The organism is Caballeronia zhejiangensis (assembly GCF_000698575.1).
In the GTDB taxonomy this organism is placed as follows: Bacteria; Pseudomonadota; Gammaproteobacteria; order Burkholderiales; family Burkholderiaceae; genus Caballeronia; species Caballeronia zhejiangensis.
In genome coordinates, this window is record NZ_JFHD01000053.1 from 21370 (window position 1) to 33522 (window position 12153).

Here is a 12153-nt window from a genome sequence, read left to right on the forward strand (position 1 = left end):
CGGGCACCTCTTTAGCCGCGCAAGGCTCGCGGTCCCACCGGATTGCCGATGCGACCGCTCAACCGCGAACTTCCTAACATGTTCCGTGCCAATTTCCGGTCCGCGCGGGCAGACTTCATGCATTCGCCGATGACGTCGTCAACGCGACGAAAAGCGCCGCCACCGCGAGGTCCGCGCTCGTGCCGGGATTGATGCCGCGCGCCTTCAGTTCGGCATCCCATCGATCGAGCGCGGGCGACTCCGCGGGACAACCCGTCGCGTGCCAGTTCGCGCGATGCATCGCCGCATCGCGCGTGACACTTTGCGCCATCGCCGCGCCCTGCTTGCGCACAATGTGCGAATCGGGCCAGCCGGAAAGAAACGTCAGGAACGCTTCCAGCATCGCGCGATGCTCCGTCGCCGACGACACGGCGCCCACCGCATCGAGGCCCGCGCCGAAGATATCGGCGAAACCGTTCTCATACTGACGCGCAATGCTGTCGCGATCCGCCGCGAGCGACATCGCCGCGCGCAAGGTCACGGTCGGCGGCGCATGCACGGGCTGCTCGGGCGCGTCGCCGAGGCCGCCCGGATTCGCCAGCGCGATCGCGCGATACGCGAGGCGCGCATCGTCGACGTCCAGTTCCGCGAGCACGCGCTCGGTCGCCGCGCGCCAGCGCGATGCATCGATCGGAGCGTCGCCATCGAAACGTTCGAGCGCGGCGCACAAAGGCGCGGCGAGCAGCACGATGCCCAGATTCGTGTTGCAGCCGACCGCGTCGAAAGTCCGCCGCACGGCGTCGAGAATGCGCGCGCCCACGCGTGCGCGCGGCGTGAAGAGTCCCGCCGCCGCCGTGCCCGCGCTCGCGATGAATTGCGCCGATGTCATGTTGTGCCCCGCGCTCGCGACGCTCACGTTGCCGGGCTTCCTGGTCTCGACATCGAGCCGGCACGCGCGCAGAAACGCGGTGCGCGCGGCGTCAGACGCGCTCATCGCCGCTGGCGAGCGCAAGCGGGCCTTTCGATGCGGCCAGCTTGCGATCGAGAAAATCGTCGACGAGCAGCGCCGCGATATCGCGCGGCGTCACCGATTGCAAACCGCGCCACGCCGCGACGCCGTTCACTTCGAGCACGACCGGCCGTCCGCCTTCCGCCGGAATCAGATCGACGCCCGCGTAGTCGAGACCGAGCGCCTGTGTCGCGCGCACGGAGATGTCTGCGAGCGCGGGCGTGATTTCGGCAGGCTCGCATATCGCGCCGCGCGCGAAGTTGTGGATCCAGTCTTCGCCGCCGACGCGCTTCATCGCCGCGACCGCCTTGCCGCCGATAACGAGCACGCGCCAGTCGAAGCCAGGCGCACCCGCATCGACATAACGCTGCAGATACGCGACCTGACTGAAGGGTTCCAGCGACGGCAGCGTCACGCCGGGCTTCTTCAGCCCTTTGCCCTGCGAACCGAAAAGCGGCTTCATCACGACTTGCCGGCCCGCCGCCGCCTCGCGCATCAGCACGCGCTGCGCATGCGACGGCGATTCGCTTGCCCACGTCGCGGGCGTCGGCACGCCGTATCGGTTGAGCAGAAAGCTCGTCATCGACTTGTCGACGCTGCGCTCGATCGCGCGCGCATCGTTATAGACGGGCACGCCGCTCTCGCGCAGCGCATGCAGGATGCCGAGCCGCAACGTCACCTGCTCGAACGTGCCGCCCGCGATGCCGCGCACGAACACCGCGTCGGGCAGCGTGTGGCCGAAGCCGGGAATCGCGAGACCGTGCGGTTTCCATGTCGTGTCGATGCGGCAATCCGCGAGATCGACGCAACGCGCTTCGACATCGCGCGCGCGGAATGCTTTCTTCAGGCGGCCGGTGTGCCAGCCTGTCTCATCGGTCATGATGGCGACGCGCAAGCTCATGACGCGCTCCATTGCGCGTCGAGCAAAGGCTTGTCGACCTTGCCGCCGTGATACGTCGCGCCGCTTTCGAGACTCGACACCCACGCTTCGGCGGGCGCGAAGAGCGCCGGATCGATCTGATAGAAGTCGTAGTTGAACGACGTGAAGATCTCCGCGAACGGACGCCCGTAATCGCGCGCATTCGACGACGGCAATTCGGCGGCGAGCCGCTTCGCGACCGCGTCGCTTTTGACCGTCAGATGCACGCGGCCGCCGTAGAGGATCGCGTCGTTGGTGCGGCCCATCGCCTGGATGCCGTCGGGCGCGGGCGGCGGAAGCGGCGCGCTGCCGCTGCCTTCGACGATCTCCGCGAGATCGACGCCCAGCACATGCGTCTTGTGCAGCGCGACTTCCACGACACGCGCGACGACCTGCACCGTGCCCGCAACAGACTGTGTCGGCGTCACGGCGATGACGAGCTTGTCCGGCGCGAGGCCGCAATCGTTGAGCACTTTGTCGATGACAACTTGCGGCGGCAGCCGGTCCACTTCCATCACGAGCGCACCGCGATCGTGACGGTCGCGATAGCCCAGTTCGTCGAAGAGCGGTTCCTTGCACGCGAGCGCGCGCGCCGGCCCCGAGCCGAGCGAGAAAAATTTCTTGCCGCCCGTTTGCTCCTTGGTCGCGGAAAGGCTCCAACCCGCGTACTGACTCGCGAGGCACGCGAGCACCGGGTTGCTCGTATGCACTTCGATGAAGCTCGGCCAAAGCGGTGCGTCATCGAACGCGCTGCGCCGCGCGACCCGCCCGAGCCCGCCCATGCAGATGCGCGCGATCAGGATGCCCGCGTCGGCGCTGCCTTTGGCGTCCACGCCCGCATCGACGATGACGGTGCCGCCATCGGTGCGCGTGACGTCGACGTGAAGACGCGCGGCATCGTCGATGAGACGCGCGACGAGCCGCTCGCTCGATGCGTTGACGCTCACCGCCGAATCCGCCTGGAAAGTTGAAGTCATGGTCTCGATAAGAGTTCGATGCGTTGCAAAAGGCGCGCATGCTCGCGATCCAGCGCGTCGCGCAGATCGGAGAACGCGGGCGCGGACGCGGTCATCGTGCAGACCGGCTGGCCCGCTTCGATGCGCGCGCCGACGAGCGGCACGTCGTGACACGCTGGATCGTCGAAACATGCGTCGCTGAACGCGGGCGACGCCGTGAAGCCTTCGTGCGCGAACACGACGCGCTGCCCCGCATGGAGCGGCGGGGTGCGAGCGGCGGTATCCGGCGCGTGCGGCAGCTCGCCGTGCAGACACGCATCCAGATGCGCGCCGATCAAACCGCGCGGCCAGGCGTCGGGCCAGGCGGCTTCATAGAGCGCCATCGTCGATGACGGGCGCGTGTTGATTTCGAGCACGCTGAACGTGTCGCCGTCGAGCAGAAAGTCGATGCTGTTCAGCCCCGTCAGATCCGTTTGCCAGACGATTCGATCGATCGCTTCGACGATGCGCGCCGCGATGCGCGCGGACAATCGCACCGGCCCGAGCGAGCCCGCGTGCACGAAGGGCAGACGTCCCGCCGCGACCGTCAGTTGCTCCGCGAAGCCGATGACCGCCGCCTCGCGATGCGCGGCGACGAAAAGCGCGGACATCGAACGGCCCGGCGCGAGCCGCTGAAAATACGCGCCGGCGGGCGCGCGCCCGACATCATCGGCCCATTCGATATGCGTGCCGCCGCAGCCGTCCGAACGTTTGACGAGCCAGCCGCTGCGATCGGCGGGCGGCGTGTAGCGCACTTCCGGATGCGCGATGTGCGCTTCGTCGAGCAGCGCGAAGAAGCGGCGCGGATCGCGCACCGCCGCCGCCTGCGCGCCGTTGCCGATGAAGCGCGGCATGTGCGGCGCGCGGCTCAGTTCGCCCGCGAGCGGCTCCAGTCCGCTCGTCACGATGAGACCGAGCATGCGCGGCAGGCGCGCGGCGTGTTCGAGCGCATCGAAGAGACGCGCGCGATCGATCGACAGACCCTTGCCGCCAATATCGAACCACATGCCCGCGTGCTCGCGCGTGTCGCGATCGCCGAAGATATCGAGCGCGACGACGTTCAGTCCCGCGCGCGCCGCCGATTGCGCCAGAAGCCGCGCCGACAAACCCGCGACGGCGATGCGCGGTGCGCGGGATAGCTCGCCTGCGATCATGAGCTTTGTCCCGCGACGATCGCGCGGGCTTCGTCGAATGCTTCGGGAAAGCCGAGATAAACGGGCTTGCCGCCGGTGCGCATGCGCAAAAACAGCCGATGCTCCGCCTGATATTTGACGTTGCCGATCGCGAGCGCGCCGATGCCGACCGCGTCCGCGCGCGCGGCGCCCGCGAGCGGCTTGCCGTCGTCCATCACGTTGACGCCGGCGATGCCTTCGGGCGGCACGGCGTTCACATCGGCGGCGATCAGCAGGTTTTTTGCGTGGGCGAGATCGGCGGATGTCATCACCTGTACGCCCGCGACCGCCGTCGCGAACACGACTTCGGCGCGCGCGAGTTCGCGATGCAACTGATCGGGCGAGCCGGTCGCGACGCCCGAAGTCGCGATATCGAAGCGGCGATTGATTTCGTCGCTCACTTGCGTCGCGCGCGACTGGCTCGAATGGCTCGCGACGACGACATCCGCGCCGAGCGATGCGGCCATCGCCGCGGCCACGCGTCCGACCGCGCCGGTGCCGCCGAGAATGAGCACGCGCTTGCCGCCGAGATCGACGGAATGCGCGGCGCGCAGATGCTTTTCCGCGAGCGCGACGAGCGCGGCGGCGGTCGTGTACGCGCCGCTCGGATCGGCGAAGACGGAGACTTCGAACGGCGGGACCATCGCGTTGCGGGCTTTTTCGAGCATGTCGGCGGCGAGCATCACGTCGCGTCCGCCGATGAAGATGCCCGTGCGCGACACGCCTTTTGGCCCGCGCGAGAAGATCGCGTCCTGCGTGAGCTGCACGACGATGTCTTCATCGACATTGCAGTAGGGCACGAGGATCTGATAGCCCGCGTCGGCGGCCATGTTCACATCGAACGGACTCATTTGCGGCGTGCTGGTGAACATGTGCAGGACGTAGGGTCTTTCGGTGGCTTCGGGCATGGCGATGGACTCGTTGGGCGTGGTGGATGGTTCGATGTGCGTTCCGTGCTCAGGCCGCGTCCGCGCCGTGATGACGATGACCCGCCGCACGCCACGTCGCGCCGCGATTGCGTCCGGCGGCGATCGTGAACGCGAGCGGTGCGCCTTGCGAGACGCGCTGCGCGGCGGCGAGCGCGCGTTCGGCGTCCTGCGCGCTCGCGACGAACGCGAAGCCAACCGGCCCCCACGATGTCTGTCCGATGCCCGCTTTCTGCTCCGCGGCGACGGCTTCGAGCGCGCGCGCGACGGCGGGGCTCGCGAACACGCCGCCTTGAACGGGCGCGAAGTATTCGCCGATGGTGTGTTGCAGGTCGCAGATGGCGTCGGCGTAGGTGTCGAAATCGTGTTCCGCGACGGCGGGCAGGACGCGCATCAGCACGAGATGCGAAAGGTGCGCGGCGAGCGATGCGGGGAAGGGTGCGAGCGATGCGAGGCCGCGTTTCTCTTCGTCGCCGTGGAGGCCTTCGCGCGAGGTGTCGTCGATGAGCAGGACGCGCCATGCGTCCGGGAATGGCTGGCGGGCGATGAGCGGCGGCAGTTTCGTCGTGGAGGTGTGGCGGGTATTGCGCGCGTCGCGGCCGCCGTCGACGATCAGGCCGCCGTGATCGAAGCCATGTATGCCGATGCCGGAGCGCGCGCCTCGCGCGAGGATTGTGGCGATATCGGCGGTGGTGGCTTCGTGGCCTCGTACGCGGGCGTAGGCGGTTCCCAGGGCCAAGGCCAGCTGCGTGCCGGAGCCTAAGCCCGTGTGGGCGCGCGGGGTTTCGTGTACCTCGATGTCGATCGTTGGGCCTTTGCCCAGTGCTGCTTCCAGTTGCTCGACGTGGTGTTCGATGCGTTCGCGTTGTGCTTCGGTGGTTGCGCCTTCGATGTGCGCATCGCGTCTGGATGCTGGTGCTTGCCTCGCCGTTATGCGCGTGCCGTGCGCGTCGATCGCAAGACCCACGCTGCCGAAGACGCGGCCCAGCGAGCCATTCGGATCGATGAAGCCAAGATGCAGGCGCGCAGGCGATTCGACTGTGATCGCCGTGGGCGGCGAGATGCGTGCTGGTTGAGTCGGCATCGGGATGGGCTTCCTTTTTCTTGGCGGGATTTTTTTGGGGCTTTGGGGTTAGGCAAATCCTGTACCAGTTTTTTTGTTTCGCCGGATTCCGTGGTCTGTCGGTCTATTAGCGTTGCCCCTGTGCGGGGCGGCACTCGCTTTCCTTGCTGTAGTCGCCGGATCCCGTATTCGTGTCGGTCTATTAGCATTGCCCCTGTGCGGGGCGGCACTCACTTTCTTTGCTGTAGTCGCCGGATCCCGGTTTCGCGTCGGTCTATTAGCGTTGCCCCTGTGCGGGGCGGCACCTACTTTCTTTGCTGCTGCAAAGAAAGTAGGCAAAGAAAGCAGCTTTTCAGGCCCGCGGTCACACGCAATTTGGGTAGTACTCTCGTCCCCGGTGGCACTCGCCTAAAGAGTGCCCTCATCACAATAACGGGGCTTGGCTCGCGCACGGTCCGCCGCCCAATAACTTCGAGGGCGCTGGTTCAGCACGAAATAGCATCGGCACAGCGCTACGCGCTGCCGCTGGGTCTGCAAGGGAAACCATCGGTTTGCGCGCGCAGTGCGATAAAGATGTTAGTAGCGAAGCACGCGCCGACCGGATAGACCGGTCGGCCGCGAAGCGGGCTGGAGCTATTTGGTGCTGAACCAGTTTGTTGTGTGGTGCGATGTGACAGACCGTGCGCGAGCCAAGCCCGATGGGGCCTATGAGGGCACTCTTTAGGCAGCCCACGATGGACGAGAGGACTACCCAAATTGCGTGTGACCGCGGGCGTATCGGAAGCTGCTTTCTTTGCTTACTTTCTTTGCAGCAGCAAAGAAAGTGAGTGCCGCCCCGCACAGGGGCAGTGCTAATAGACCGACACGAATACGGGATCCGGCGAAAGCGAAAGCGAAATCAAAAGCGGAACCGAAAGCAAAAACAAAAACAAAAACAAAACCTCAACCCTCGTCATACTTGATATAGCGGAAGCGCTGATCATCCGAGGGAGTGCCCTCGAGCGGCCCATCCTCCTTCCCGGGCTGCCACTGAATGACCTCTTCGATCTTCGAAGCAAGAGCAAAGTCCTTATCCGTGATGCCTTTAGCGGAATGCGTCTTGAGCTTGACGATGACGAACGCATAAGAAACCGTGAGATCCGGATGATGCCAGGCCGCTTCGGCAAGATGCCCCACCGTATTCACGACCATGAGCGTCCCCTTCCAGCTTTCGGTCTTGAACTTGCGCCTGAGCCACCCATCCTCGACATACCAGTGCTTGAGCACACCGGTCAGACGCTGCTTGATCTCCTCATCGGAATAGACCTTCTCGGCTTGAGCCATGGCGAAGCCTCCGCAAAGTTATCGACGCAAGACCAAGTATGCGCCAAACAAAACATGCTGCATCGCGTCATGTCACACGCGCCGCATGACTGTTCGCGTATTTGACACAGTATGTGTCGCCACCCGACAGAAATTCGTCCACTAACGACAGCATCACCCGTCGAATTCCCGATTTAAAGCAACAGAAGTTAAACCGGCATGGAATATGCAATTGGCCTCTCTACGCAAACGTCCGGCTATGTACTGGACGAAGCGCAACTCGTTACCTGCATTTGAAGGCGCGCACGATGCAACCCGGTAGCGTGGTCATCCCTGGGTCGGAGGCATCACCATTCTGGAGGAGACATGAACTTACGCACCCTGGTTCTTGGACTGGCGGTGGCAGCGACGGCAGGCCTGAATTCTTATGTCGCTCAGGCCGACTCGCAGCTCGACAGCCTGATCAAGAATCCCTCGAACTGGGCGGCGCAAGCGGGCGATTACTCGAATCACCGCTATAGCACGCTCAAGCAAATCAACGAAAACAACGTCGGCAAGCTACAGGTTGCCTGGACCATGTCGACTGGTGTGCTGCGCGGTCATGAAGGCTCGCCGCTCGTCATCGGCGACACGATGTATATCCACTCGCCCTTCCCCAACAAGGTTATCGCCATCAACCTGAAGGATCAGACCTTCATCTGGCAATACCAGCCCAAGCAGGACAATCAGGTCATATCGGTGATGTGCTGCGATACGGTCAACCGTGGCCTTGCATATGGCGACGGCAAGATCTTCCTCCAGCAAGCCGACACCAAGCTCGTCGCGCTCGACGCAAAAACCGGCGACGTCGTATGGACCGCGACCAACGGCGATCCGAAGAAAGGCGAAACCAACACCAACGCGCCGCACGTTTTCGGCGACAAAGTCCTGACCGGCATCTCGGGTGGTGAGTTCGGCGTGCGCGGCCGTATCGTCGCGTACAACATCAAGGACGGCAAGGAAGTCTGGAAGGCCTACAGCACCGGTCCCGACAACGAAATGCTGATGGACCCGCAGGCGACCATGACCTGGACCGACGGCAAGATGACGCCGGTCGGTGCCGACTCGTCGCTCAAGAGCTGGCAGGGCGACCAGTGGAAGTACGGCGGCGGCACGACATGGGGCTGGTACGCATGGGATCCGAAGCTGAATCTCATCTACTACGGCTCGGGCAATCCGGGCACATGGAACCCGACGCAGCGTCCGGGCGACAACAAGTGGTCGATGACGATCTTCGCGCGCGATCTCAACACGGGCCAGGCGAAGTGGGTCTATCAGATGACGCCTCACGACGAGTGGGACTATGACGGCGTCAACGAGATGATCCTCTCGGACCTGAACATCGGCGGCAAGACCGTGCCGGCGATCGTTCACTTCGACCGCAATGGCTTCGGCTATACGCTGAATCGCCAGACGGGCGAACTGCTCGTCGCGCAGAAGTACGACCCGGCGGTGAACTGGGCCGATAGCGTCGATCTGAAGAGCGGCCTGCCGATTCGCAATGCGAGCTACTCGACGCAGAAGGCCGGTCCCGATCACAACGTGAAGAACATCTGCCCCGCAGCGCTCGGCTCGAAGGATCAGCAGCCGGCCGCATTCGATCCTGGCTCCAAGCTCTTCCTCGTGCCGACGAATCACGTCTGCATGGACTACGAGCCGTTCCAGGTCGATTACGTGTCGGGTCAGCCGTTCGTCGGCGCGACGCTCTCGATGTATCCGGGCCCGAACGAGAAAGGCGCGATGGGTAACTTCATCGCGTGGGATGCCTCGAAGGGCAAGATCGTGTGGTCCAAGCCGGAGAAGTTCTCGGTGTGGTCCGGCGCGCTCGCGACCGCAGGCGGCGTCGTGTTCTACGGCACGCTCGAAGGCTACATCAAGGCAGTGCGCATTAAGGACGGCAAGGAGCTGTGGAAGTTCAAGACGCCATCGGGCGTCATCGGCAACGTGTTCACGTACCAGTACCAGGGCAAGCAGTATATCGGCGTGTACTCGGGCATCGGCGGCTGGGCCGGCATCGGCATGGCGGCGGGTCTCGAGAAGTCGACGGAAGGCCTGGGCGCGGTCGGCGGCTACAAGGAGCTCGCGAAGTACACGGCTCTCGGCGGCACGCTCTTCGTGTTCGCGATTCCGGGCGGTTGATGTTTCTTCGATGTGAATCAGTCGATGTGCGATGCGCGGCGGCTGCAACGGCCGCCGCGCCGCAGCAACACGAAGCACCTCATATACAAGACATGTTCAAGGAGTCAGACGTATGAAAGGCCGATCACTCTTGCTGCTGACGATGACGCTCGCTGCTTCGTCCGCTTCCTTTGCACAGACGCCGCCTGCGATGCCTGCGCAAATCAAGCCGGTCGCGTATAAGGTCGTCGATGGCAACAAGGTAGACAGCGACACGCTGCAGGGCTGGAAGACCTGGCGGGCGCTCGCGTGCGAACGCTGTCACGGGGCGAAGCAGGAAGGGATGGTCGGCCCGTCGCTGATCGACGCTTTCAAGACGCTCGACAAGAATGAGTTTCATCGAACCGTATTCGGCGGTCGCGTGGACAAGGGTATGCCCGACTTCAGCGCGAGCCAGATGATGCAGAAGAACTGGGAGAACCTCTATGCGTACCTGAAGGGGCGCTCCGACGGCAAGATCAACCCGGGCGATCTGCAGGCAATCGATGCAAAATGAAGACGTTGCATGGCCGATTGGCGGCTGACGTCTGATGATTGCTCTCATACCCGGAGGTGTCGATGTCTGATCGTAATGCAAGCCGCGCCGCTTCGTTCCGATTCGTAGCCACGTTATGCGCGGCATTCGCGACGTTCTCGGCGCAACAGGCGTTCGCGCAAGGTGCGCTCGCTCCGCCGCCCGATCTACCGAACAACGATGGCGCGGACGGTATCCTGCGCGTGTGCGCCGATCCGAACAACATGCCGCTCTCCAACAAGAAGGGCGAGGGTTACGAGAACAAGATCGCGAGTCAGATGGCGAGCGATTTCGGCTACAAGCTCGAATATACGTATTGGCCGCAACGCATGGGATTCGTGCGCAACACGCTGCGCGAGAAAGTGCCGCAGACGGAGCGCTTCAAATGCGATCTGATCATCGGCGTGCCGAAGGGTTATGAATTGACCGCGACGACGCGTCCGTATCTGCATTCTACTTACGCGATGGTGTTTCCGAACAAGCCCGAATACGCGAGCATCAAGACTCCATCGGATCTGATGAATCTGCCGCCGGATCAGTTGAAGAAAATGAAGCTCGGCGTCTTCGTGAAGAGCCCCGCCGTGGACTGGCTGCTTCGCCATGATCTGATCGCTCAGGCTGTGTCGTATCAGGGGCAAAGCGGCGATCCCGAGGCGTTTCCCGGCGAGATGATCGAACGCGATCTGGCGAAGGGCGACGTCGATGCGGCTTTCGTATGGGGGCCGATCGCGGGCTATTTCGCGAATCGTTCCGATAACAAGGTGCGTCTCGTGCCATTCCCGGCCGGTCAGCCGATTCGCTTCGACTATGAGATTTCGATGGGCGTGCGTTATGGCGAAAAGGCGTGGCGGGACAAGGTCGATAACTGGATTGCATCGAACCAGCCGAAGATCGATCAGATTCTGACGAGCTATCAGGTTCCATTGTTGCCGTTGCAGCCGGAAAGCGCGCAATGAAGCGGATATACGCGGCTTCTCTTTGCGCGTGGGTTATCGCGCTGGGCAGTGCGATGCCGCGCGTCGCGATGTGTGCGGACGCGCCCGTGGCTTCGGCGCCGACGTCCGTCGATATCAAGCCCGCTGAGCAGTTGCTCTTCATGCAGCCGCATATGACCGGTGTCGAGGCGCAGACCGAGCTCGATTACGCGGTGGATTATTCCGGGCCGCCGTCGAAGGTCAATGACACGTTGCGCGTGCTCGTCGTGAGTCAGGGCAACAGCAAGAACGACGCGAAGGTTTCCGATCGGACGGGGAATGTCAACGTGCCGGGCGGCTTGCCTTGCAATCCGGTGATCATCTATTTTCTGGAGCATGACATCGCGGAGATGGAGCAACTGACGGGCGGTCAGCGGCGCTATTTCCAGCAGCGCGTGAGGATGGCGCTTGCGGCGGGGCCTGCTATCACGCCGGTGTCGAGCGAAGCGCTCGGGCTTGGCAAGCATGCGAAGGCGCAGCAGATCGTCATTCAGCCTTATTTGAACGATCCCAATGCCGAGCGGTTCACCAAGTACCTCGCCAAGCGCTATACGTTCGTCATGGCCGATGACGTGCCCGGGCGATTGCTCATGATTCGCACCGAAGTGCCCGGTGATGGGAACGATTTTGCGCATCCGCTGCAGAAGGAGACGATTGCTTTTCAAGGGACGTTCAGGAATATGGGCGCGCCGGGGAAGCCCTCGAATGCGCCTCGGGCTAGTCGGTGATTTTTTTCTTTTTCGCCGGATCCCGGTTTCGCGGCGGTCTATTAGCGTTGCCCCTGTGCGGGGCGGCACTCACTTTCTTTGCTGCTGCAAAGAAAGTAAGCAAAGAAAGCAGCTCGTCACGGCCCGCGGTCACACGCAATTTGGGTAGTTCTCTCGTTGCAGATGGCACTCGCCTAAAGAGTGCCCTCATAGGCCCCATCGGACTCGGATCGCGCACGGTCTGCCGCCCGAAAGCGCTGAGGACACTGGTTCAGCACGAAAGAGCTTCGGCACAGCGCTACGCGCTGCCGTTGGGTATGCAAGGGAAACCAAAGGGCGGCGATTGCAGTGAGATGGAGACGTTAGTAGAGAAGCA

The 12153-nt window shown here is 63.4% G+C and carries 11 protein-coding genes; 4 read left to right on the plus strand and 7 right to left on the minus strand.

Annotated features, from left to right (window positions below):
- Window positions 1-115: 115 nt before the first annotated feature.
- The 7 genes from BG60_RS33480 to BG60_RS33510 form a co-directional block, all read right to left on the minus strand.
- Window positions 116-973 carry a triphosphoribosyl-dephospho-CoA synthase gene (locus tag BG60_RS33480; RefSeq protein WP_033536662.1) on the minus strand — a complete coding sequence of 286 codons (858 nt, stop codon included), beginning with the start codon at window positions 971-973 and terminating at the stop codon, window positions 116-118.
- Window positions 960-1889 (minus strand): ATP-grasp domain-containing protein, encoded by a 930-nt coding sequence (locus BG60_RS33485; protein WP_008354353.1) that lies wholly within the window; start codon window positions 1887-1889, stop codon window positions 960-962. Before BG60_RS33485 ends, BG60_RS33480 begins: the two co-directional genes overlap by 14 nt.
- Window positions 1886-2884 (minus strand): methenyltetrahydromethanopterin cyclohydrolase, encoded by a 999-nt coding sequence (gene mch / locus BG60_RS33490; RefSeq protein ID WP_008354354.1) that lies wholly within the window; start codon window positions 2882-2884, stop codon window positions 1886-1888. The genes BG60_RS33485 and mch overlap by 4 nt, the downstream gene beginning before the upstream one ends.
- Entirely contained in the window at window positions 2881-4056 is a 1176-nt protein-coding gene (locus BG60_RS33495) for an ATP-grasp domain-containing protein (protein WP_008354355.1), read from the minus strand. Before BG60_RS33495 ends, mch begins: the two co-directional genes overlap by 4 nt.
- Entirely contained in the window at window positions 4053-4982 is a 930-nt protein-coding gene (locus BG60_RS33500; protein ID WP_008354357.1) for an NAD(P)-dependent methylenetetrahydromethanopterin dehydrogenase, read from the minus strand. Before BG60_RS33500 ends, BG60_RS33495 begins: the two co-directional genes overlap by 4 nt.
- A gap of 49 nt (window positions 4983-5031) precedes the next feature.
- Window positions 5032-6084 (minus strand): beta-ribofuranosylaminobenzene 5'-phosphate synthase family protein, encoded by a 1053-nt coding sequence (locus BG60_RS33505; RefSeq protein WP_008354358.1) that lies wholly within the window; start codon window positions 6082-6084, stop codon window positions 5032-5034.
- Between the two features lie 921 nt (window positions 6085-7005).
- Window positions 7006-7386, minus strand: coding sequence for a 4a-hydroxytetrahydrobiopterin dehydratase (locus BG60_RS33510; protein ID WP_008354359.1), 381 nt, complete (start codon window positions 7384-7386; stop codon window positions 7006-7008).
- A 345-nt stretch (window positions 7387-7731) separates the two neighbouring features.
- On the opposite strand from BG60_RS33510, the gene BG60_RS33515 reads away from it, so the two are divergent.
- From BG60_RS33515 to BG60_RS33530, 4 genes are all read left to right on the plus strand, one after another.
- Window positions 7732-9543, plus strand: a complete 1812-nt coding sequence (locus tag BG60_RS33515) for a methanol/ethanol family PQQ-dependent dehydrogenase (RefSeq protein ID WP_008354360.1) — start codon at window positions 7732-7734, stop codon at window positions 9541-9543.
- 112 nt (window positions 9544-9655) lie between these two features.
- Entirely contained in the window at window positions 9656-10078 is a 423-nt protein-coding gene (locus tag BG60_RS33520) for a c-type cytochrome (RefSeq protein ID WP_008354361.1), read from the plus strand.
- Between the two features lie 62 nt (window positions 10079-10140).
- The gene (locus BG60_RS33525) at window positions 10141-11052 is read left to right on the plus strand and encodes a substrate-binding domain-containing protein (RefSeq protein ID WP_008354362.1); all 912 of its coding nucleotides are present in this window, start codon (window positions 10141-10143) and stop codon (window positions 11050-11052) included.
- Window positions 11049-11798: a hypothetical protein gene (locus BG60_RS33530; RefSeq protein WP_008354364.1), complete on the plus strand. Its 750-nt coding sequence runs from the start codon at window positions 11049-11051 to the stop codon at window positions 11796-11798. Before BG60_RS33525 ends, BG60_RS33530 begins: the two co-directional genes overlap by 4 nt.
- The last annotated feature ends 355 nt before the right edge of the window (window positions 11799-12153 follow it).